Annotated in this window: 17 protein-coding genes; 9 read left to right on the top strand and 8 right to left on the bottom strand. The window is 65.9% G+C overall.

All coding sequences use genetic code 11. The features are described 5' to 3' along the window. Positions 1-5: 5 nt before the first annotated feature. Both ABQF30_RS24000 and pruA read right to left on the bottom strand, forming a co-directional pair. Positions 6-965 (bottom strand): proline dehydrogenase family protein, encoded by a 960-nt coding sequence (locus ABQF30_RS24000; protein ID WP_448468495.1) that lies wholly within the window; start codon positions 963-965, stop codon positions 6-8. A 2-nt stretch (positions 966-967) separates the two neighbouring features. After that, positions 968-2,596 (bottom strand): L-glutamate gamma-semialdehyde dehydrogenase, encoded by a 1,629-nt coding sequence (pruA, locus tag ABQF30_RS23995; RefSeq protein ID WP_448468493.1) that lies wholly within the window; start codon positions 2,594-2,596, stop codon positions 968-970. Positions 2,597-2,679: 83 nt separating this feature from the next. Between pruA and ABQF30_RS23990 the strand changes: the two genes are divergently transcribed. From ABQF30_RS23990 to ABQF30_RS23975, 4 genes are all read left to right on the top strand, one after another. Continuing rightward, positions 2,680-4,257, top strand: coding sequence for a PucR family transcriptional regulator (locus ABQF30_RS23990; protein WP_448468491.1), 1,578 nt, complete (start codon positions 2,680-2,682; stop codon positions 4,255-4,257). Positions 4,258-4,346: 89 nt separating this feature from the next. Then, positions 4,347-5,825, top strand: coding sequence for a carotenoid oxygenase family protein (locus tag ABQF30_RS23985; protein WP_448468489.1), 1,479 nt, complete (start codon positions 4,347-4,349; stop codon positions 5,823-5,825). Between the two features lie 9 nt (positions 5,826-5,834). Beyond that, positions 5,835-7,037, top strand: a complete 1,203-nt coding sequence (locus ABQF30_RS23980; protein ID WP_448468487.1) for a sensor histidine kinase — start codon at positions 5,835-5,837, stop codon at positions 7,035-7,037. Further along, positions 7,034-7,651, top strand: a complete 618-nt coding sequence (locus ABQF30_RS23975) for a response regulator (RefSeq protein ID WP_448468485.1) — start codon at positions 7,034-7,036, stop codon at positions 7,649-7,651. Before ABQF30_RS23980 ends, ABQF30_RS23975 begins: the two co-directional genes overlap by 4 nt. On the opposite strand, the gene dapC is transcribed toward ABQF30_RS23975, so the two are convergent. Together dapC and fdxA are read right to left on the bottom strand one after the other, a co-directional pair. Next, positions 7,640-8,749 (bottom strand): succinyldiaminopimelate transaminase, encoded by a 1,110-nt coding sequence (gene dapC, locus ABQF30_RS23970; protein ID WP_448468483.1) that lies wholly within the window; start codon positions 8,747-8,749, stop codon positions 7,640-7,642. The genes ABQF30_RS23975 and dapC overlap by 12 nt on opposite strands. 23 nt (positions 8,750-8,772) lie before the next feature. Then, a complete protein-coding gene (gene fdxA, locus ABQF30_RS23965; RefSeq protein ID WP_448468481.1) occupies positions 8,773-9,096 on the bottom strand; it encodes a ferredoxin in 324 nt (107 codons plus the stop codon). A 251-nt stretch (positions 9,097-9,347) separates the two neighbouring features. On the opposite strand from fdxA, the gene ABQF30_RS23960 reads away from it, so the two are divergent. After that, a complete protein-coding gene (locus ABQF30_RS23960) occupies positions 9,348-9,911 on the top strand; it encodes a PadR family transcriptional regulator (protein WP_448468479.1) in 564 nt (187 codons plus the stop codon). Next, positions 9,908-11,929, top strand: coding sequence for an oxidoreductase (locus tag ABQF30_RS23955; RefSeq protein ID WP_448468478.1), 2,022 nt, complete (start codon positions 9,908-9,910; stop codon positions 11,927-11,929). The genes ABQF30_RS23960 and ABQF30_RS23955 overlap by 4 nt, the downstream gene beginning before the upstream one ends. A 195-nt stretch (positions 11,930-12,124) precedes the next feature. Here ABQF30_RS23955 and ABQF30_RS23950 read toward each other — a convergent pair whose 3' ends face one another. Beyond that, entirely contained in the window at positions 12,125-12,676 is a 552-nt protein-coding gene (locus ABQF30_RS23950; protein WP_448468476.1) for a YceI family protein, read from the bottom strand. Positions 12,677-12,821: 145 nt separating this feature from the next. Here ABQF30_RS23950 and ABQF30_RS23945 point away from each other — a divergent pair, with 145 nt between their 5' ends. After that, on the top strand, positions 12,822-13,421 hold the full coding sequence (locus tag ABQF30_RS23945) for an excalibur calcium-binding domain-containing protein (RefSeq protein WP_448468474.1): 600 nt from the start codon (positions 12,822-12,824) through the stop codon (positions 13,419-13,421). A 122-nt stretch (positions 13,422-13,543) separates the two neighbouring features. Here ABQF30_RS23945 and ABQF30_RS23940 read toward each other — a convergent pair whose 3' ends face one another. Beyond that, on the bottom strand, positions 13,544-16,123 hold the full coding sequence (locus ABQF30_RS23940; RefSeq protein WP_448468827.1) for a bifunctional FO biosynthesis protein CofGH: 2,580 nt from the start codon (positions 16,121-16,123) through the stop codon (positions 13,544-13,546). 281 nt (positions 16,124-16,404) lie between these two features. On the opposite strand from ABQF30_RS23940, the gene ABQF30_RS23935 reads away from it, so the two are divergent. After that, complete coding sequence (locus ABQF30_RS23935) at positions 16,405-17,892, top strand: hypothetical protein (protein WP_448468472.1); 1,488 nt, start codon at positions 16,405-16,407, stop codon at positions 17,890-17,892. A 1-nt stretch (position 17,893) separates the two neighbouring features. Here ABQF30_RS23935 and ABQF30_RS23930 read toward each other — a convergent pair whose 3' ends face one another. Together ABQF30_RS23930 and mshB are read right to left on the bottom strand one after the other, a co-directional pair. Beyond that, complete coding sequence (locus ABQF30_RS23930; protein ID WP_448468470.1) at positions 17,894-18,343, bottom strand: hypothetical protein; 450 nt, start codon at positions 18,341-18,343, stop codon at positions 17,894-17,896. A 105-nt stretch (positions 18,344-18,448) separates the two neighbouring features. Next, entirely contained in the window at positions 18,449-19,321 is an 873-nt protein-coding gene (gene mshB / locus ABQF30_RS23925) for an N-acetyl-1-D-myo-inositol-2-amino-2-deoxy-alpha-D-glucopyranoside deacetylase (RefSeq protein ID WP_448468468.1), read from the bottom strand. Positions 19,322-19,852: 531 nt separating this feature from the next. Between mshB and ABQF30_RS23920 the strand changes: the two genes are divergently transcribed. After that, positions 19,853-21,502 carry a hypothetical protein gene (locus ABQF30_RS23920; RefSeq protein WP_448468466.1) on the top strand — a complete coding sequence of 550 codons (1,650 nt, stop codon included), beginning with the start codon at positions 19,853-19,855 and terminating at the stop codon, positions 21,500-21,502. Positions 21,503-21,988 lie beyond the last annotated feature (486 nt).

The following is a 21,988-nucleotide window of genomic DNA, read 5'->3' as shown; positions in this document are numbered from 1 at the left end:
AAACCTCAGCGGCGCTCGGCCAGTGCCCGCAGGAAGAATGTGAGGTTGGCCGGACGTTCGGCCAGTCGCCGTACGAAGTAGCCGTACCACTCGTATCCGAAGGGCACGTACACCCGCACGTGATTGCCCGCCTCGGCCAGTCGGCTTTGCTCGCCGTCGCGGATGTTGTACAGCATCTGATACTCGAAATCGTCGACACCGCGACCGAATTCGCCGGCGAGACCGGGCACGGCAGCGATGATCGCGGGATCATGAGAGGCCACCATCGGATAGCCCGATCCGGCCATGAGTGTCCGCAGACAGCGCAGGTAGGAATCGGTGACCTCGTCGGCGTCCCGGTGGGCCACCGAGGCCGGCTCGTCGTAGGCGCCCTTGCACAACCGGATCCGGGCGCCCGCGGCGGCGAACTCCTCACAATCGCTGAAAGTGCGTTTGAGGTAGGCCTGCAGAACCGTTCCGAGCCAATCGAACTCGGTGCGCAGATCCCGCACGATGGACAGCGTGGAATCGGTGGTGGTGTGATCCTCGGCGTCGACGGTGACCCAGGCGCCGATGTCACGGGCCTTGGCGCAGATGGTGTGCGCGTTTTCCAACGCGATCTTCTCGCCGTCGCGGGGCAGCGCCTGCCCCAGCGCCGACAGTTTGAGTGAGACCTCCAGCGGCCGCACCGGTGTGGCGGTGTCGGCACGCCGTTGCAAGCCGTCGAGCAGCGCCAGATAGGCCCGCACCGTCTGCTCGGCGTCCTCGCTGCTGGTAGTGTCCTCGCCGAGGTAGTCGATCGATACGAGGCGCCCCGAATCCCGCAGCGCGGCAACGGCATCAAGCGCCTCGGGGACCGTCTCGCCGGCGACGAACCGGTCCACCACCTTGCGGGTCACCGACAGCCGCTCGGCCGTGTGACGCAACCGCTGCGAGCGCGACGCGGCCATGATTGCCGGACGGGCGACCCGTGCGAAGAGGCCCATCGTCACATCCCCATGTGTGGATAGGTGTGGTTGGTCGGTGGCACGAAGGTCTCCTTGATTGACCGGGCCGACGTCCAGCGCAGCAGGTTCAGCGATGAGCCAGCCTTGTCGTTGGTGCCCGACGCGCGCGATCCACCGAACGGCTGCTGACCGACGACCGCGCCGGTTGGCTTGTCGTTGACGTAGAAATTGCCTGCGGCATAGCGCAACCGGTCCTGCGCCTTGAGGACGGCGCTCCGGTCGTCGGCGATCACCGCGCCCGTCAGAGCGTAGCGCGCTCCGGTGTCGACGACATCGAGGATCCGGTCGTATTCGGCGTCGGGGTAGACATGGACGGCCAGGATCGGGCCGAAGTACTCGGTGTTGAAGGCCTCGTAGGTCGGGTCGTCGGACAACAGCACGGTAGGTCGCACGAAATAGCCTTCGCTGTCGTCGTATTCACCGCCGGCGGCGATGGTGACGCCCGCAGCGCTCTTGGCCCGTTCGATGGCCTTGACGTTCTTGGCGAACGCCCGTTCGTCGATGACCGCGCCGCCGTAGTTGCTCAGGTCAGTGACATCGCCGTACTTCAGTTCTGAAGTGGCCGAAAGGAAGTCGTCACCCATTTCATGCCACACCGAGCGCGGGACGAAGGCCCGTGAGGCCGCCGAGCACTTCTGCCCCTGGTAGTCGAACGCGCCACGGATCAACGCGGTGCGCAACACATCCGGCCGGGCCGAGGCGTGCGCCAGCACGAAGTCCTTACCACCGGTTTCCCCGACCAGCCGCGGATAGGTGTGGTAACGGTCGATGTTGGCGCCCACCTCGCGCCACAAGTGCTGGAACGTCGCCGTCGAGCCGGTGAAGTGAATGCCGGCCAGTCGCGGATCGGCAAGGGCCACCTCGGAAACCGCGATCCCGTCGCCGGTCATGAGGTTGATCACCCCGGGCGGCAGGCCGGCCGCCTCCAGCAGCTGCATGGTCAGGTACGCCGCGAAAGTCTGGGTGGGCGAAGGCTTCCACACCACGGTGTTGCCCATCAACGCGGGCGCGGTCGGCAGATTGCCTGCGATGGCGCTGAAGTTGAACGGTGTGATCGCGTAGACGAAGCCTTCCAGCGGCCGGTGGTCGGTGCGGTTCCACACGCCCGGGCTGCTGATCGGCTGCTGCGACAGGATCTGGCGGGCGAAGGCGACGTTGAACCGCCAGAAGTCGATCAGCTCGCACGGCGCGTCGATCTCGGCCTGGTAAGCGGACTTGGACTGTCCGAGCATGGTGGCCGCGGCGATCTTCTCCCGCCACGGGCCAGACATCAGATCGGCCGCCCGCAGGAACACTGCGGCGCGTTCGTCGAACGGCAACGCCGCCCAGTCGTTCTTCGCGGCGATCGCGGCTTCGATGGCGGCGGTGGCGTCGGAGTGCTCGGCGTTGGTCAGGGTGCCCAGCCGGGCGGAGTGGCGATGCGGCTGCACGACGTCGATGCGTGCGCCACCGCCCATGCGGTGTTCGCCGCCGATGACGTGTGGCAGGTCGATCGCCGCATCGGTGAGGTTGGACAGAGCGGCGGTGAGCCGGGTGCGTTCACCCGAGCCCGGTGCATAGTCGTGGACCGGCTCGTTGGCCGGCATCGGCACGTCGGTGATGGCATCCATGGGATAAGAATCCCCGACGTGACCCACGCAACTCTTGTCCGATCGGCTAACTCTGAGCCGCTCGATCAGTAGAATCGGACAACATGCGGTCAACCGGCGTCAGCCTGGGCCAACTGCTGTTGGCGCTGGATGCCACGCTGGTCCAACTGGTGCAGGCGCCGCGCGGGCTCGACCTGCCGGTGGCCTCGGCGGCGCTGATCGATTCTGACGACGTACGCCTCGGCCTGGCCCCTGCCGCCGGGTCTGCCGACCTGTTCTTCCTGCTCGGCATCTCCGACGACGACGCGCTGAACTGGGTCGCTCACCAGAGCGCGCAGCGACCGCCGACCGCTATTTTCATCAAACAACCGGCAGCCGCGGTGGTGGCACGGGCGGTGGCAGCCGGCACCGCCGTGGTGGCCGTGGACCCGCGCGCCCGGTGGGAACGGTTGTACCGCTTGGTCAATCACGTCTTCGAGCACCACGGCGACCGGGCGCTGCACGATTCGGGCACTGATCTGTTCAGCCTGGCGCAGTCGGTCGCCGACCGTACCCACGGCATGGTCAGCATCGAGGACGCCCAGTCGCACGTGCTGGCGTACTCGGCGTCCAACGACGAGGCCGATGAGCTGCGCCGGCTGTCGATCCTGGGTCGCGCGGGACCGTCGGAACACCTGGCCTGGATCGCCCAGTGGGGCATCTTCGACGCGTTGCGCGCCAAACCGGACGTGGTGCATGTGGCCGAGCGTCCGGAGTTGGGACTGCGTCCGCGGTTGGCGATCGGGATCTTTCAGCCGTCGGCCGACGAGCGTCGTGCGCCGGCGTTCGCCGGCACCATCTGGGTGCAGCAGGGCAGCCGCCCACTCGCCGAGGATGCCGACGACGTGCTGCGCGGCGCGGCGGTGTTGGCCGCCCGGATTATGGCGAGGCTGGCGGCGACACCGTCGACGCACGCGGTGCGGGTGCAGGAACTGCTGGGGTTGCGCGATGCGGACGATCCGCCTGACGTCGAGTTCATCGCTCGCGAGCTCGGCATCGCGGTTGCGGGCCGCGCGGCCCTGATCGGGTTCGACGGCAGTGCGCCCAGTTCCCGGCTCGCCGACGTATTGTCGTTGAGTGCCAGCGCTTTTCGCCATGACGCACAGGTAGCCTCGGTGCACTCGCGGGTCTACGTGCTGTTTCCGAGCACCGGCAGGCCTGCCGCGGTGACATCGTGGATCCGCGGCACTGTGGCGGCGCTGCGCGCCGAACTGGGTGTCGAGTTGCACGCCGTCATCGCCGCTCCGGTGACGGGGCTGGCCGGCGCCACTTCCGCCCGGGCGGAAGTGGACCGGGTGTTGGACAGCGCCGAACGCCACCCCGGCGCGCTTGGTCAGGTGACCTCATTGGCCGAGGCCCGCACCACGGTGCTGCTGGACGAGATCATCACGGCGATCGCCGCCGACGAGCGGCTGATCGATCCGCGCGTGCGGGCGTTGCGGGCCGACGAACCGATACTCGCCGACACCTTGCGCGCCTATCTGGACAGCTTCGGTGACGTCGCGACGGCTGCGCAGTGGCTGCATGTTCATCCCAACACCGTCCGTTATCGGGTACGCCGGATCGAACAGCTCCTGGCGACGTCACTGACCGATCCCGATGTGCGGTTGTTGCTTTCCCTGAGCCTGCGGGCGACGGCATGAGTCCTCTGCGCGCTGTCCACCGTTCGGTTGACAGACCAATCAGCCGGGAAGTCGTCGCGGATGGCCGAACGCAGGGGCATGGTGTTGGTATGACCATCGCAGCGAGTCAGCAAGCACCAGAACATCCGTTCCTGAGCGGAAACTTCGCCCCGGTGCACGACGAGGTCACCGTCACCGACCTCGAGGTCACCGGGACCATCCCTGACTACCTCGACGGGCGCTATCTGCGCGTGGGGCCCAATCCGCTGCGGGCTCCGGATCCGCAGCACTATCACTGGTTCCTCGGCGACGGCATGGCGCACGGGATCCGGCTGCGCGACGGTGCGGCGACCTGGTACCGCAACCGCTGGGTGCGGTCTGCTTCGGTGGCCCGCCAGCTCGGCGAACCGTGGACCGGCGGAGCGCACACGGGTGGCTTCGATTTCGCGGCCAACACCAACATCATCGGACACGCCGGCAAGACGTTCGCACTCACCGAGGCCGGTGTGCGACCGTACGAACTGAGTGAGGAACTCGACACCGTCGGCCCGTCCGACTTCTGCGGCACACTGTTCGGCGGCTTCACCGCACACCCCAAGCACGACCCGAAAACCGGTGAGCTGCACGCTGTCTCGTATAACCCGCTGCGCGGCAACCTGGTGAGTTACACCGTCACCGGGGTGGACGGCAGGGTCCGGCGCACCGTCGACATCGCCCTACCTGCGCACACGATGATGCATGACTTCACGCTGACCGAGAAGTATGTCGTGATCTATGACCTGCCGGTGCTGCTGGACCTGACGACGTTGGTCAAGAATGCCCCGGCGCGGGCCGCGGCGCGGCTACTGACAGGGTTCGTGGCCCGGCACGCGGCGCCGGACTTCCTGTTGCGCGCCGCGATGCGCGGATCCGAACGGGCAGCGGTGCCGTCGTCCGGGATGCCGTACCGATGGTCACCCGAGCACGGCGCCCGCGTCGGGGTGATGCCGCGGGAGGGCTCGGCCGCCGACATCCGGTGGTTCGAGGTGGCACCGTGCTACGTGTTCCACGCGCTCAACGGTTATGACCGCACCGGACCCGAGGGCGAACAGATCGTGCTCGACGTGGTCCGGCACCCGGCCGTGTTCACCACCGGCGACCGGTTGTTCACCGAAACGATCACGCTGGACCGCTGGACCATCGACCTACGCACCGGCCGGGTAAGTGAGCAGCGTCTCGACGAGGATGCCCAGGAATTCCCACGCATCGACGACCGCGTGGTTGGCCGGGAACACCGGTACGGCTACACCGTCGGCTTCGACGAGCCGGGCGCATCGGCCGCCATCTTGCATCACGATCTCCGTGACGGCACCACCGAGCGGATCGACTTCGGGCCAGGCCGCGAACCCGGCGAGTTCGTCTTCGTGCCGTCCGGCCCGGATGCCGAGGAGGACGACGGCGTGGTGATGGGATTCGTCTACGACCGCACCGCGAACCGCAGCGATCTGGTGCTGCTCGACGCCCAGAGCTTGGCACCCGTTGGCACCGTGCACATTCCGGTCCGAGTTCCGCACGGGTTCCACGGCAACTGGGTACCGGCGGACCGCTAGCATCGGCAGATGACCGAAAGCGGTCCAGTTTCAACGCAGGCCGCACGCGAACCGTCGGACTGGCACTGGATGTGGGAGACCTACGTCTGCGCCTTGTGTATCGCGGCGATCGTCGCCGTGGTGCTGTTCGAGCCGAGTTTCGGCGGCAACGTGCCGGTGGCCTGCGCGGCGCTGGCTGCCATGGCGGTGATCGTACTGGCCTTCGGGCGCAAGGTTATCCGCGACGGGGATCGGATCGCCGGCTCGGCGCGGGCCCGCACGGCGGGGTTCTTGGCGGTGGTGCTGGGACTGTGGCTGACCGCGATCGTCGCGGCCGCCCCGGCCGTCGTGGCGATCCCGGCGCTGTACCCGTTGATCTTCGCCACCTTGCCGCTTGCGGCGGCATTGGCGCTGACATTCCTGGTAACCCTGGCACCGTTGGGCCTCGCCGTGGCAACCCACGGGGTGAGTTGGTCGAGCCTGCCTGAGGTGGCGGCGGTGACGCTGGTCGGTGCGGTGGCGGCCCCGATCATCGGCACCACGATCATGACCAGCATGCGGCAGCGCCAGCGGTTGGCCGAGACGGTCGCCGAACTTGCCGCGAGCCGCGCCGAGACCGCGCGACTGTCCCGTCAGGCCGGGGCCACCGGCGAGCGCGAACGGCTCTCCCGCGAAATCCACGACACCCTGGCGCAGGGATTCACCAGCATCGTGGCGCTGGCACAAGCTGTTCAGGCCGAGTTGGACACCGACCGCGCTGCCGCGGTGAGGCACGTCGAGCTGATCGAAACCACGGCGCGGGAGAACCTCGCCGAGGCGCGAATCATGGTCGCCGACCTGACTCCGGCGGCGCTGGGCGCCGACTCGCTGCCCGCCGCCATCCGTCGGCAATGCCAGCGGCTGACGGCCGAAACCGGCATCCCGGTCGCGGTACACGTCGACGACCAACTGCCCACCCTGGGCATGGCCGGTGACGTCGTCCTGCTGCGCGCCACTCAGGAAACGTTGGCCAACATCCGCAAGCACGCACACGCCAGCGCGGTATCCGTTTCACTGCACGGCGACGGGAAGAAGGTCCGGTTGACGCTGTCCGACAACGGGATTGGACTTCCGGAGGATCACCGTGACGGGTTCGGGCTGCAAGGCATCCGGGCCCGGGTCGGTGAGGCAGGCGGCGTGGTGACGGTGTCGTCCCGAAACGGGGTTCGCATCGACATCGAGGTTCCGGCATGACGACCAGGGTGCTGCTGGTCGACGACCATCCAGTAGTCCGGGAAGGGCTGCGCGGAATGATCGACGCCGAGAACGATCTCGAAGTTGTCGGCGAGGCGGCGTCAGGTGCGGAGGCGGTCACAATGGCCGAATCCGTACGGCCGGACGTGATCCTGATGGATCTGAGGATGCCCGGCGTCGACGGCGTGGCCGCCACCGAACGCATACTGGCGACACTGCCGTCGACCCGCATCATCGTCGTCACCACCTACGAATCCGACGCGGACATCCTGCGGGCCGTCGAAGCCGGAGCCGCGGGCTATCTGCTAAAGGACGCCTCACGCGCGCAGTTGGCAGCGGCAGTGCGCGACGCCGCCGACGGCAAGACCGTGCTGGCGCCTTCGGTGGCGGGCCGGCTGTTCGGGTTGATGCGTGCACCGGCTTCGTTGTCGGCGCGTGAGATCGAGGTGCTCGGGCTGGTGGCGCAAGGCCGGACGAACGCCGAGATCGGTCGGATTCTGCACATCAGCGAGGCGACGGTGAAGACGCATCTACTGCGTGCGTTCCACAAACTAGGGGTGTCGGACCGTACGGCGGCGGTCACCACAGCGATGTCGATTGGGTTACTGGACTGAAAGTCGCTGCACCGCAGCGGCGATGCGCTCGTCGGTGGCGGTGAGCGCAACGCGCACGAACTGCGCTCCGGCAGGTCCGTAGAACTCGCCGGGGGCGACCAGGATCCCGCACTCCGCCAGCCGGCGAAGGGTGTCGCGGCAGGCTTCGCCGCGGGTGGCCCACAGGTACAGGCCGGCCTCGGAATGCTCGACGGTGAACCCGGCCGCGCGCAATGCCGGAAGCAGCAGGTCGCGGCGGCGGGCATAGCGATCGCGTTGCACCGCTTCATGTTCGTCGTCGTCGAGAGCGGCGACCATCGCCACCTGCACCGGCGTGGGCACCATCATCCCGGCGTGCTTGCGGACCGCCAGCAGCTCGGCCACCACCGCCGGGTCACCGGCGACGAACCCGGCGCGGTAGCCCGCCAGCGATGAGGTTTTCGACAGCGAATGTATGGCCAGCAGCCCGGTATGGTCGCCGTCGCACACCGACGGGTGCAGCACGCTCAATGCCTGCGCATCCCAACTCAAACCCAGATAGCACTCGTCGGAAGCGACCAGGACGCCACGCTCGCGGGCCCAGGTCACCACCTTGCGCAGATGTTCGATGCCCAGCACGCGGCCGGTCGGGTTACTCGGCGAGTTCAGGTAGATCAGAGCCGGCGTCCGGGGACCGATCTGGGTGAGAGCCTCCGCACGCAGGATCTCAGTACCGGCCAGGCGTGCGCCGACCTCGTAGGTGGGGTACGCCAGCTCGGGCACCACCACGAGATCGTCGGGGCCCAGTCCCAATAAGGTCGGCAGCCAGGCGATCAGCTCTTTGGTGCCGATCACCGGCAAGACCGCCTGCGGGGTCAGCTCCGTGATGCCGTAGCGGCGCCGCAGCGCGCGTTCCATCGCCTCGCGCAGCGCCGGCGTACCCGCCGTCGTCGGATAGCCCGGTGCAGAGCTGGCTGCCGCCAGCGCCTCCCGGATCACCGGCGCCACCGGATCTACCGGAGTGCCTACCGAAAGGTCGACGATGCCGTCGGGGTGCGAGCGGGCAAGGGCGGTTACGTCGGCCAGGGTGTCCCACGGGAACTCCGGCAGCGCCGCCGACCGGGGCTGCCGGGCCCTCATCGTCGTGACCTCAGCCGGCAGGATCAGTCCTCACCCTGCGGCGGCAGATCCTTGATCGCCTGCGGATCGTTGTCGGTCTGCCCCACCTTGGAAGCACCGCCGGGGGAACCCAGCTCGGCGAAGAAGTCGGCATTGTGCTGCGTGTAACCGGCCCACTGGTCAGGCACATCATCTTCGTAGTAGATGGCCTCGACGGGGCAGACGGGCTCGCAAGCGCCACAGTCCACGCACTCGTCGGGGTGGATGTACAGCATGCGTGCGCCCTCATAGATGCAGTCGACGGGGCATTCTTCGATGCATGCCTTGTCTTTGACGTCGACGCAGGGTTCGGCAATGGTGTACGTCACTGATGTCTCTCCTGTCCAGTGGGCTGCTGGTCGGGTTCGTGGGGTCAGGACTGGTGAGTCCGTCGCGTCAGTATGCGTTGCCCATACTTGGACGCTCGTCTCAGTGTGTCCTAACTTGACGCCGGTTAAGGGTGGCGCGTGGTTACTGATACTAAACGTTGCACATACAACTCGCCTAGTGGCCACGGGTATGCACTTCGCTGCAGTGCAACTAGTTGCATAGGACCAGCGGTCCCGCCTACTCTGCAGGCATGGCCCTGCCGCACGCCATCCTGGTGGCGCTCTGTGAACAGTCCGGGTCCGGTTACGAACTCGCGCACCGGTTCGACCGCTCGATCGGGTACTTCTGGGCGGCCTCCCACCAGCAGATCTACCGGACGCTGCGGACCATGGAGAACGACGGCTGGGTGCACGGCACGCCCGTCGTTCAGCGCGGGAGGCCGGACAAGAAGGTCTACACGGTCTCTGATGCCGGCCGTGCCGAATTGGCTCGGTGGATCGCAGAACCCCTGACCGGCCGGGGTGGTTCGGTCGCCGACAATCGAACCCGTGACCTGGCGGTCAAAGTCCGCGCCGCCGCTTATGGGGATATCAGTGTTCTGCGAGCCGAGGTCGACGCAATGCGCACAGAGCGCACTGCACTGCTCGACACTTACCGCGGATACGAGAAGCGGCAGTTCCCCGACCCCTCGGCACTGAGCGGCAGCGCGCTTCACCAATACCTGGTGCTGCGCGGTGGCATCCGCGCTGAGGAGAGCGCCATCGACTGGCTCTCTGAAGTTTCCGAAGCCCTGCGGGTATCGGCCGCGTTATGAGCTACCCAAATCTGCTGTCGCCATTGGATCTTGGCTTCACCACGCTGCGCAACCGGGTGGTGATGGGATCGATGCACACCGGCCTGGAGGACCGTTCGGGTGATATCGACAAACTTGCCGCGTACTTCGCCGAGCGTGCCCGCGGCGGCGTCGGGCTGATCATCACCGGCGGCTACGCCCCCAACAAAACGGGCTGGCTGCTGCCGTTCGCCTCACAGTTGGTGTCCTCGGCCGAGGCGCGCAGGCACCGTCGCGTCACCCGCGCCGTCCATGAGGCCGACGGACAAATCCTGCTGCAGATCCTGCACGCGGGACGCTATGCCTACCACCCGTTTTCGGTGAGTGCGTCGGCCATCAAGGCGCCGATCAACCCGTTCAAGCCGAGGGCACTGCGGGATGTCGATCGCACGATCTCCGATTTCGTGCGGTGTGCGCTGCTGGCGCGGGAGGCCGGCTACGACGGTGTCGAGATCATGGGCAGCGAAGGGTATCTCCTCAACCAGTTCCTTGCGCCCCGCACCAACAAGCGCACCGACAAATGGGGCGGGTCACCGTCGAACCGGCGGCGGTTTCCGGTCGAGATCGTACGACGCGTTCGCGAGGCGGTGGGCGCCGATTTCATCATCTGCTACCGGATGTCGCTGGCCGACTACGTTGAGGACGGTCAAACCTGGGGCGAAATCCTCGCGCTGGCAACCGAAGTCGAGGCCGCTGGAGCGACTTTGATCAATTCGGGGTTCGGCTGGCATGAGTCGCGGGTGCCGACGATCGTCACCTCGGTACCCAACAGCGCATTCGTCGACATCAGTGGTGCACTGGCCGAACATGTTTCGATTCCGGTGGTGGCGTCCAACCGCATCAACATGCCCCAGACCGCCGAGCAGATCCTCGCCGAGACCGGGGTGCAGTTGATCTCGATGGCCCGGCCGTTGCTCTCGGATCCGGACTGGGTGCGCAAGGCCGCTGCCGACCACGCCGACGAGATCAACACCTGCATCGCGTGCAATCAGGCCTGCCTCGACCACGCCTTCGTGCACAAGAAGGTCTCGTGCCTGCTGAATCCGCGGGCAGGGCGGGAGACGTCGTTGACGCTCAGCCCGACCCGGCACGCCCGCTCGATAGCCGTCGTCGGCGCGGGACCGGCAGGTCTGGCCGCCGCGGTGAGTGCGGCCCAGCGCGGCCACCGGGTGACCCTGTTCGAGGCCGGTTCGACGATCGGCGGTCAATTCGGTTTGGCCAGAAGGATTCCCGGCAAGGAAGAGTTCAACCAGACAATCCGCTACTACACCACGATGCTGGAGCGTTATGGCGTGGATGTGCGACTCGGGGTTCGCGCCGGCGTGGACGAGCTTGTCAGGTTCGATGATGTGGTGCTGGCCACCGGGGTGACGCCACGGATGCCCGACATCCCGGGCATCGACCATCCCAAGGTGCTCACTTATGCCGAGGCGATCATGGGTGCTCCGGTAGGCCGATCGGTCGCCGTCATCGGGGCCGGTGGAATCGGGTTCGACGTCAGCGAATTCCTGACCACCGACGAATCACCCACGCTCAATCTCAAAGAGTGGAAGGCCGAATGGGGCGTCTTGGGTGCTCACGACGCCCCGCAGGCGGTTCGCGGTGCGCTGATGACCCCGCTGCCCGCCCCGTCACTGCGTGAGGTGTTCCTGCTGCAACGGTCACGCGGCGCGCAGGGCCGCAAGCTGGGCAAGACCTCTGGCTGGGTGCACCGCGCCTCGCTGAAAGCCAAAGGCGTTCAACAGCTTTCCGGAGTGAACTACGAGCGCATCGATGACGAGGGTCTGCACATCAGCTTCGGCGCAGACCACGCCGATGCCCGGTTGTTGGCCGTCGACAATGTGGTGATCTGCGCCGGCCAGGAATCCGTGCGGGATCTCGAAGAGTCGTTACGCGATCGGGGCATCTCGTCGCACGTCATCGGTGGGGCCGCGGTGGCCGCAGAGGTCGACGCCAAGCGCGCCATCCGTGAGGGCACCGAGCTCGCCGCCCGACTCTAGGCGCCTCCCCTTACTGCGCCTCGCCTTACTGCGCCTCGCCTCGCCTTGCTGCGCGAGCGTGCGTGTTTGTCCACCGACGCGCCGCATTTCATCAACATTTTGCGCACGCTCGTGCGCGGTGAGCGGCCGCGCCCATCCATTGTCACGCCAGAGTGACGCTCGAAGGCGAGCGCCACTCTGGCGTGACAAGCGGACTCAAGCCTGCTTGAGCGCCTCGATCTCGAGTGTGACGGTGACTTTGTCGCCGACGACCGCGCCGCCGGACTCCAACGGCATGTCGATGTCGATGCCGAAGTCCTTGCGGTTCAACACCACTGAGGCCTCGAATCCGGCGACCGCACCGTGGCCCATGCCCGGGTTGACGCCGTTGAACTCCAACTCCAGGCTGACCGGCTTGGTGACGCCCTTGAGCGTGAAATCACCGTCGAGGACGTAGTGGTCGCCGTCGGCAGTCACGCCGGTGGAGGTGAACGTGGCGACCGGGAACTTCTCGACGTCGAAGAAATCAGCTGCCTTCAGGTGGGCGTCGCGCTGCTCATTACCGGTGTTGACGGAGTCCACGGCGATCTCAGCGGTAACCGACGGCGTGCCGTCCTCGGCGACCGTGATAGCACCGGTGAAGTTCTCAAACTTGCCGCGCACCTTGCTCACCACCAGATGACGGACCGAGAAGTTGACGGAAGAATGCACCGGATCGATGGTCCAGGTGCCTACGGTCAGGTCGGTGGTGGCTACTGCTGCGGTCATGACTTCTCCTTGCTCCGAGGGCCGGCCCGTCCGGCACCTTCAGCAGGAGTAACCGGACCGTGGTCCGGATCATTCCCTCGATCTTGCGGATTCCCCTCCCAATCTTGAAGGCGGCGCGCATGCTCCATGTAGCCAATTTTCGGCGATGTCAATTCAAGATCGGATCATCGCTATGCGCCTACTTCTCATCGGACTCTCGGTGTGTGCCGTCGCGCATGTGTTCGGAATTGCCGTCGCTCCCGTAGCCCGGGCGTACCCCAATTGTGCGGCGGCCCGCGCCGCGGGAGTTGCTCCGCTATACGCCGGGCAACCCGGCTACAGCTCGAAATTGGATCGCGACGGCGACGGCGTCGCATGCGAGACGGGCGGCGGCGGATACGTGGGTGGCGGACTGCCCCTCTACGGCGGGGCACCGGTGGCGACAGCCCCCGCCACTCAAGCTCCAGCAGCTCCACCCACTGCCGGCGCCGGCTACACCACAGTCGTCAACTGGACTGGCACCAATTGCATCGACATCACTGCACCGGCCGGTGCGGCCGGAACACTGCAAACCTCTTCATATTGCGGCGGGCAGGCGAAGCTGACCAGCAGTGGCAGTGGCGACCAGATGGTCGGCGCGGATCCCGTGATCGGTGATGCGGGAACGATCGCCTGCGAGATTCTCGACGGTCGACTTGTGGACTCTGGCACTGTGGGCGACGGACATGACGTCAACTGCCTCACCCGCGCGAGCGCACTCCCGTAGCCCACGAGCGTGCACAAACTGCCGGCAATTTGCGGCGCGCCGACCGGCAGACACGCACGGTCGCGGTGCTAGGTGAGACAGCGGTGCTGGGTGAGGTCGCGGTGCACGGGGGCTGGGCTATGTCAGGCAGCGAGGGGCGTGTAATCGGTGGTGCGTTGACGGGCCGGGCGGCCGATGCCCTCGGCGATCGCGACGAGTTCCTCGACAGACTTGGCTGACCCGTTCTCCGAGCCGGCCATCCGGGAGATGGTCTCTTCCATCAGCGTGCCGCCGAGATCGTTGGCGCCGCCGCGCAGCATCACCTGGGTGCGTTCGACACCGAGCTTGACCCAGCTGGTCTGAATCGATGGGATCCTGCCGTGCAACATGATCCGGGCGAGTGCGTGCACCGCGCGGTTGTCCCGGTGCGTCGGCCCCGGCCGCGCCCCGCCCGCCAAATAGAGCGGCGAGGACTGATGGACGAACGGCAGTGGTACAAACTCGGTGAACCCACCGGTGCGGTCTTGGATCGAGCGCAGCACGTTGAGATGGCCCACCCAGTGCCGGGGCTGATCGACGTGGCCGTACATCATCGTCGAACTCGACCGCAGCCCCACCTCGTGCGCGGTGGTGACCACGTCGATCCACATCGAGGTCGGCAACTTGCCCTTGGTCAGCACCCAGCGCACCTCGTCGTCGAGGATCTCGGCAGCAGTGCCGGGGATGGTGCCGAGCCCGGCTTCGCGCAATGACGTCAACCACTCCCGGATCGACAACCCGCTGCGGGTGACGCCGTTGGCGATCTCCATGGGCGAGAACGCGTGCACGTGCATAGACGGCACCCGCTTCTTGACTGCGCGCACAAGATCGGCATACCCGGTGACGGGCAACTCGGGGTCGATCCCACCCTGCATGCACACCTCGGTCGCACCGGCGACGTGCGCCTCCCAGGCCCGGTCGGCGACCTCGTCGGTGGAGAGTGAGTATGCGTCGGCGTCGCCCTTGCGCTGCGCGAACGCACAGAACCGGCAGCCGGTGTAGCAGATGTTGGTGAAGTTGATGTTGCGGTTCACGACGAACGTCACGTCGTCGCCGACCACATCGCGGCGCAATGAATCAGCCAGCGCGGCAACTGCATCCATCGCCGGCCCGTCGGCAGTCGCGAGCGCGAGGTACTCGTCGTCGCTGCATCCGCCCGGATCGCGCTCGGCGGATCGCAGCGCGGACAGCACGTCGGTGTCGATGCGTTCGGGCGCCCGCGCCGCCAACTCGGACACCTTCGCCCGGATCGACTCCCAGTCCCCGAACGCGCTGTCGAGGTCGCTGCGGGTTTCGGTGAGACGGCCCTCGGAATCGATCGCGGCGTGCAGATCGGTACGGCCCAGCGATTCGGATGCTTCGTCAGGCTCCTGCCAGGGGTGGCCCACCGGATTGACGTCAAGCGCGAAGCCGGTGTCCGGATCGGCCAACGCATCGACGTGCCCGCGCACCCGCGGGTCGATCCATGCCGCGCCGGCCTGGACGTACTGCGGCTGCGCGGTCAAGCGTTGCACCAGGTCGTAGCCGGCTTCGGCGGTTACATCGGCCAGGTCATCCAGCGCAGGCCACGGCCGCTCGGGGTTGACGTGGTCGGGCGTCAGTGGCGACACCCCGCCCCAGTCGTCGACGCCTGCGCCGATCAACGCCAGGCAGTCCTCGCGGGACACCAAATTCGGCGGAGCCTGGATCCGCATCTTCGGTCCCAGCACCAACCGCGTCACCGCGATCGTCGCCAAGAAATCGTCGATGCCGGCGTCGGGCGACGAGGCCATCGCGGTGTGATCCTTGGCCCGGAAGTTCTGCACGATCACTTCCTGAACATGCCCGAATTCCTTGTGCGACTTTCGGATTGCGTGCATCGTCTCGGCCCGCTCGGTGAGCGTCTCGCCGATCCCGACCAGCAGGCCGGTGGTGAACGGGATAGACAACCGGCCGGCGTCATCCAGTGTGCGCAGCCGAACCGTCGGGTCCTTGTCCGGACTGCCGTAGTGGGCCTCGCCCTTAGTTTCGAACAGCCGCCGCGAGGTGGTCTCCAGCATCATGCCCATCGACGGTGCGACGGGCTTGAGCCGCGACAACTCGGACCAGCTCATCACCCCGGGGTTGAGATGCGGCAGCAGCCCGGTCTCTTCAAGAACCCGGATGGACATGGCTCGCACATAGTCCAAAGTCGAGTCGTACCCGCGTTCGTCGAGCCACCGACGGGCCTCGTCCCAGCGCGCCTCCGGTCGGTCGCCGAGAGTGAAAAGCGCTTCCTTGCAGCCCAGTTCAGCACCTCGGCGGGCGACGTCGAGAATCTCGTCGGGCTCCATGTACATGCCCATACCCTGGCTACGCAGCTTGCCGGGCACGGTGACGAACGTGCAGTAATGGCAGGTGTCCCGGCACAGATGGGTGACCGGGATGAACACCTTGCGCGAGTAACTGACCGGCAACCGACCAGTCGGGCCGCGCCGGCCCGCCGAGTTCAGTCCGGCATCACGCACCCGGGAAGCGCTGACGCAGAGATCGGCCAGATCGTCGCCGCGGGCGGTCATCGCGATGGCCGCTTCGTCGACATTGAGGGCGACGCCATCGCGGGCACGCCGCAATACGCGCCGCAACGCAGCAGGGCTGGGCGCTACTGATTTGGATGGGGCCGCGGGGACTCCCAGATCTGCGCCGCGCTGGTAGTTCAAAGGCACTTCCGTGTAACCCCGGCGTTGTCCACGATCATCCACGCGTCTCACATTCTGAAACCGACGGAGCCTGCCATACGCCTGACATACCGGCCACAGTAGTCCGAGCGTCCGCGGCCGTGGCGACCCGCTGGGCGCCGCCGCGTTCAGCCGGTAGTTCCCGCGTTGTTCCCGATGCGTTATCCAACTCGCTGCCCCCGACACGCGAGGTTCGCGATTCCGGCAGATAAGGTCAAGATCAGCGATACGTTAGGTGAGGGTCGGGCTGTGATTTCAGGGGTGCTGTGATGAACGTTTCTGTCCGCTCATATCTCATGGCAGGTGCCGCCGCGGCCACTGCAACGACCCTCTCCCTCACTGCGGTGCAGGTCACACCCGAGGACATCGCGGTGCCGGCGCAGTCGGTTTCCGTCGAGCCGCAGCTTTCGCAGGCGATGGTCGACTTGCTGGCGGCAGCCAGCCGAATGACAGCCGCGGTGCCGGTGAACTCGTCGGGCGGAACGCCGACAGGCGAGGTCGCGCCCGCGGCTGCAGTCACCGCAGCCCCCGGCGACGTCAGCGTGCAGAACGCGGCGAGCGACTGGCTCACGTGGGGATACCAGGGCATTCAGGAATGGGTCGACTGGGGCGTCAACTACGCCGCAGATCTTGCATTTTGGGCCGCGGGTTGGGGTGTACCGTTCGCTGGCCTGATCGGCAATCAGATCGACCTGTTCTACTACGAACTGATCAGGCCCATCGCCGACAACATCTTCTACCAACTCGTCGTTCCGGTCGTGAACCAGCCACTGAACATCTTCGCCTGGACCAACGGCATCGCCAACGCGATCGGGTATTCAGTCAACGACGTCATCGATTTCGGCTACCGGGAGTTCGATTACTTCTTCGGCTGGATTCTTCCGCCACTGCCGCCGCTGCCCCCGATCTGGCCGTTCAACACTCTCGCCACGACCACCACCCTTGCCGCGGCGTCTTCTCTGGCCTCGCCGCTGGCAGACGTGCGGGATTTCATCGGTGACATCGTCCTGCCGCCGGTCGACTTCGTCACCGACAGCCTCACGGGTGCGACCACCCTGGTCCTCAACACGTCCCAGAATCTCGCGGAAGGCGCCATCGACGCGATCGAGCCGGTGTTCGACCGGCTCGGGCTCGACTTCGTCAATCGCCAGATCGCCATCAACTACGCATTGGTAGAAGCCCTGTCCAACGAGGGGGTCGGGTTCGTCAACGACCTGATCGAAGTTCCGGACAACTATCTCAACGATGTTCTCCGGGGCCGCGAAGGCCCGATCCGGGCGCTCGGCACCCAGGTGCAGGATGTCGTGAACAGCGCGGTCGACCACGGTTCGAGATCGGTCGACGCGCTCGGGAACTACATCGAGGATCAGGTCGATTTCTTCACTCCGGGCCGTCTAGCGACCGAAGCAGGGGTTGCGAACGTGCCGACGTCGGTGCGGGCGTCGCTGAAGCCGGAGACTGCCGCTGACGTGCCGGACAGCACTGACACGACGGGAACCAGGCCCGCGCAGTCGCTGGCGAAGAACATTCAAGAAAACGTGGACAAGACCGTCGACGGCTTCAAGCAGGCGCGCGAGGATGCCCGACAGGCCAGGAAGGACGCCCGCGACGAGGCCCGCGCTGCGCGTGCCGAGAAAGCCGCCGAGAAGGCCGCAGACAAGGCCAACGAAAAGCAAGACGAGAAGGGCAGCGACAAGTCCAAGACGACGAAGCCGGCCAAGAAGCAGAAGGAAAAGTCGGAGAACAGCGACAAGTGAGTCAGCGGCGGTAATGCCGCCGCAGCAGCCAGGCCGCGGGTAGTGCACCCGCGGCAATGAAGATCAGCACGCTGCCGGCCATGATGCCGGCGCCGGCGAAGATGAAGTCATTGCCGGGGCCGCCGAATGTCATCGCGACGACGGCGGCCATCCAGGTCCACAGCGGCAGGCCGGCACGCAGAAGAGAATCCGTCCAGTGCGTGGCGGCCCACACCAGCGCGACATTGACTGCGCCGCTGAGCACAGCGCTGATCGGAAACGGGATTGCCCCGATGTAGGTCGGCAACAGAAACGCGCCGACGACGGCGGAGATGACGCCGTCGACGGCGAGCAGGGTCAGAACGATTCCGGCGAGCGCCGGAGCCGCGTCGTCGACCTCGACAACGCGGGATGTGGTTGGGCTCAGGTCGGAATGCTGTCGAGCAGCCCCACCAGCGAGCCCACCACCCACTGGAAGTTGTCCGTCCGGTCCTGCCAGTGCTGGAGGTTCGGATCCAGATCGGGGTCCATGGATTTCCCTTCGACGACTGCCCGGAGCTTACCGCTGCCGTGGAGCCTATTCCAGATTCAGCCCGGCGAGTAGGTCGGTTTCCCAACCGCGTCCGTCGCGCGGTCCTGCTTCACCTGCCACCAGCACGTAATGCTCCTCCCCCACGATCGGCAGCGCGATCTTGTTGGACAGCGCGAGAGCCTGGCCGTTGGACGCGACGGTCACCTGGGTGGCGTGTGCCCGCATCGCAGCCACCTTTGCAGGCAGGGACGCGGAGGCGTCGACGACGGCATCGATCTGATCGTCGGAAAAGCCGAACGGCACATCGTCGACATTCACGCGGATCCAGTCGTCAGGCACGTCCTGCAAGGCTTGAAGCCCCGAACCCATTGCGCTGGTTGCCATGACAGTCCAGTAGAACTTGGGCACGGCCCACCCGACGGCGTCGGCCGACGCGGCGACGGCTTCGGTGGTGACCCGATGGGTCTGGATGTGGTCGGGGTGCCCGTAGCCCCCGTTGGGGTCGTAGGTGACGACGACGTGCGGCCGCAGCTCGCCGATGACGGCCACCAGCTCCCCAACCGCCTCGCCCATGTCAGCGTCGACGAACCGCCGGCGCCCGCGCGAGGGGGTGCCTGCCATGCCGGAGTCGCGCCAGTGTCCAGCCCCGCCCAGGTAGTGCGGAGCGTCGACGCCCAACGCCTGCAGAGCAGCAGTGAGCTCAGCGATGCGGTAGCCGCCGAGCTGATCGGCGTGGTCCACGGCCAGCTGCGCGTAGCGATCCCCGATCACCTCGCCCTCTTCACCGAGCGTGCAGGTGACGACACGGACGTCGGCGCCGAGCGCGGCGTAGTGCGCGATGGTTGCGCCGGTGGTCAGCGTCTCGTCATCGGGGTGGGCATGTACGAACAGCAGTCGGGGTTTCACACGCGAAGACATCGTCTGTGACGCTACGCCTGGGCTTCGGCCCGGCTTCGCAGCCCGCTGCCGCCGCGGTTTCCATGCCTCAGCCGCAAACATATCGGGATGTGAAACGACCCCACCCGGAGGCTCTCTCGCCAGCGCGCTAGCGAACTTTCTCGAGAGAGTTTCGGGCGGTTGGTCCCGTTGCCATTGCATTACGCACAGGGATATGTCGGCGCTACAGCGCCACCTTCCGTACCAAAAACCTCAGCAGCAACGCGCCAGCAAGAACGTTCACAAATTCGACGACGGCAATTTGCCTGACAAGTGCGCTGGATCCCATGTTCAGCAAATGTAGCGCGCGGGAACTCGATGTCGAAGATGCGATCTGTTGCCAAAGCTAGTGAACACGGAGCAAACATCAAAAATAGCTAATTAGATGCTGAAGCAAAGGTATTTGCGATCGCAAGCAACCCTGAGAGCAATCCAAGCTAAACCTGAGAATGTCCTGAGCCAGCTGTCTAGATTTCCGGTTATCCGCACGTCAACCACCGGAAAGGCGTCGTTATGAATGCAGCTCTCCGTCCCTACACCACGTCGGGCATTGCCCTTGTCGGGGCTGTCGCAATCGCCGTCAGCCCGGTGCTCGTGGCGCCGCCGCCACTTCCGGACATTCAGGTGGCTAACCCAGCGATTGAACTCACGCAGATTCAGAACCCTATTGAGGTGTGGGCGCTAGTCTTGGAAACCGCGGTGGAGAACCTCGGCGCACTAGCCGGTGACGTGCTTGCTGACCCGGCGCCCGTCCTGACCCAGGTGATCATCAATCAGCTCACCAACGCAGGCATTCTCGCCGAGCAGGCGGTGGCTATTGCCGGGGCAGTGTTGAACACGCTGGGCAACCTCCCCGACACGTTCGAAGCCGCGCTGGGGGCACTCTTGGAGGGCAACGTCGTCGAAGCGGTCGGCATCTTGACCGCAACCCTCATTCCGCTTGGGCTCGCTGCGATCGCCGCCGTGGGTGAAGTCGGAGAAATCATCAGCAGAACGGTGCAGAACTTCGCGAACGCCGTGGCGGTGCTCACCAGCGGAGACACGATCCTTTCCCTTGCACTCGGGTTCGCGGGGCCAGTGCTCTCACCATTGAATGCACTCACGGAGACCGTCCAACGGGTCGTCACCGCGATCGGCGCCCTCGACGTGGAAGAGCTGTTGGATGCCGTGATCAACGCGCCCGCCGTGCTCACGGATGCGGTGCTCAACGGACACGGAACGCTTTTCGGCATCATTACGCTTCCAGGCCTCCTCACGCCTGGCCCCGGCACCGCGCTGAATCCAGCCGGCCCGATCGGCGCCTTGCTCGATCTGCGCAGGGCGATCGCCGACGCGATCACACCCGCGCCGGCGCCGTTGACCTTGGCGGCGACCCAGCAAGCGGACCTTCCGGATCCGGTGGTCGTGATCGGGAACGTGATCGGGGACGCCATCCGCCTCGGCGAGGGCTTCGTCGGATCGGGCCTTCGGTTCGGCACCGGTGTCGTCGGCCTGCCGGTGAGCCTTATCGCGACAGGCGTCGCGCTCATCGAGGGCGACCGGGAGCAGTTGGCGTTCCTCGCCGGCCAGTTCATCGACGCACCGTTGTGGGTGGCCGACCCGACCATCTTCGCGCTGCGCGATGTGCTGCCCGAGCCACTCGGAGGCGCCTCGGGTCTGGTCATGCAATTCCGCAACACGGTGTTGATTCCCAACCGGGACAACCTCAGAAACTTCGTACAGGGCGTCATTCTGGGCCCGCAGGAAGCTGAAGCGGAGACCACCCTGTCAGACCTGGGTCCCTCGAATGGTGCCGCGACCCTGGCGAGGGTTACCTCACCTGAGGCGAATCAGCTGCCTTCCGGCAAGCGGCTCGTCGCGGTCAAGACACCGCCGGCCGAAGTCGCGCAAGAGGACGGCGCCGTCGACACACAGGACCCCGTCGACACACCGGTCGTCGAAACCAAGGACGGCAACAAGGTTTCACCACAGTCCGGCCGCTCGTTGGGTTCTCAGCGTGGGGATGGTCCGGTCGGCAAAGCAGTTGAGAAGTCGGTCGATAACCTGCGCAAGCTGGGTAAGAAGCTCACCGGCGCAGATCGCGACAGCTCGCCTAAGGCCAGCAGCAAGGCCGGCGATGGCAAGAGCGGCTCCGACAACGACGGCGGCAATGACAACGAATAGGTTCGGCTAGTCGTTCGGCCCCTCTTCCGAGAGGGGCCGAATGCTTTCGGCCGCTCTCTCAGGCACAGCTCAGACCGCGCTGTCAGGGCCCCTCGTTATGGGCAGTGCACCATCGACAGCCCAAAAGTGGCGGGTGATGACAGCTGCTTGCGACCGAGACTGCGCAGCAAAGTGAACTCGGCACCGATCACATCAGAGTTGACGTGGTCATTCGGTAACGCAATCGGACCACGCCCACAAAGACGGCTGTCGTCACCGTCGGCCACTTCGTACATCTGGTGGGCAACTTCCAGCATTCTGTCAATTGCGCAGTTTTCTACCATTCCAGTAGCAGAAGAGCTGAAGTAGCTAACGAATACGGACCGGATCAGATCTTTGCCCGAATACGCCGCGCTACATCCACGACGGGACCGATATGCCTGCGCAGGCGCCTGGCAACCATGGAGCAATGGCGTCAAAAATCGACTGATCAGCTAGTTTCCCATG

The sequence above is a fragment of the Mycolicibacterium sp. XJ870 genome (assembly GCF_053483975.1).
The sequence above is the reverse complement of the archived record's forward strand: the minus strand, read 5'-3'. Positions and strand labels throughout refer to the sequence as shown.

Coding starts and splice junctions, on each gene's coding strand:
- ABQF30_RS23945 (WP_448468474.1), top strand. CDS start 12,822: ATGTCAATTCAAGATCGGATCATCGCTATGCGCCTACTTCTCATCGGA.
- pruA (WP_448468493.1), bottom strand. CDS start 2,596: ATGGATGCCATCACCGACGTGCCGATGCCGGCCAACGAGCCGGTCCAC.
- dapC (WP_448468483.1), bottom strand. CDS start 8,749: ATGAGGGCCCGGCAGCCCCGGTCGGCGGCGCTGCCGGAGTTCCCGTGG.
- ABQF30_RS23980 (WP_448468487.1), top strand. CDS start 5,835: ATGACCGAAAGCGGTCCAGTTTCAACGCAGGCCGCACGCGAACCGTCG.
- ABQF30_RS23990 (WP_448468491.1), top strand. CDS start 2,680: ATGCGGTCAACCGGCGTCAGCCTGGGCCAACTGCTGTTGGCGCTGGAT.
- mshB (WP_448468468.1), bottom strand. CDS start 19,321: ATGTCTTCGCGTGTGAAACCCCGACTGCTGTTCGTACATGCCCACCCC.
- ABQF30_RS23920 (WP_448468466.1), top strand. CDS start 19,853: ATGAATGCAGCTCTCCGTCCCTACACCACGTCGGGCATTGCCCTTGTC.
- ABQF30_RS23975 (WP_448468485.1), top strand. CDS start 7,034: ATGACGACCAGGGTGCTGCTGGTCGACGACCATCCAGTAGTCCGGGAA.
- ABQF30_RS23935 (WP_448468472.1), top strand. CDS start 16,405: ATGAACGTTTCTGTCCGCTCATATCTCATGGCAGGTGCCGCCGCGGCC.
- ABQF30_RS23985 (WP_448468489.1), top strand. CDS start 4,347: ATGACCATCGCAGCGAGTCAGCAAGCACCAGAACATCCGTTCCTGAGC.
- ABQF30_RS23950 (WP_448468476.1), bottom strand. CDS start 12,676: ATGACCGCAGCAGTAGCCACCACCGACCTGACCGTAGGCACCTGGACC.
- ABQF30_RS23955 (WP_448468478.1), top strand. CDS start 9,908: ATGAGCTACCCAAATCTGCTGTCGCCATTGGATCTTGGCTTCACCACG.
- ABQF30_RS24000 (WP_448468495.1), bottom strand. CDS start 965: ATGGGCCTCTTCGCACGGGTCGCCCGTCCGGCAATCATGGCCGCGTCG.
- ABQF30_RS23960 (WP_448468479.1), top strand. CDS start 9,348: ATGGCCCTGCCGCACGCCATCCTGGTGGCGCTCTGTGAACAGTCCGGG.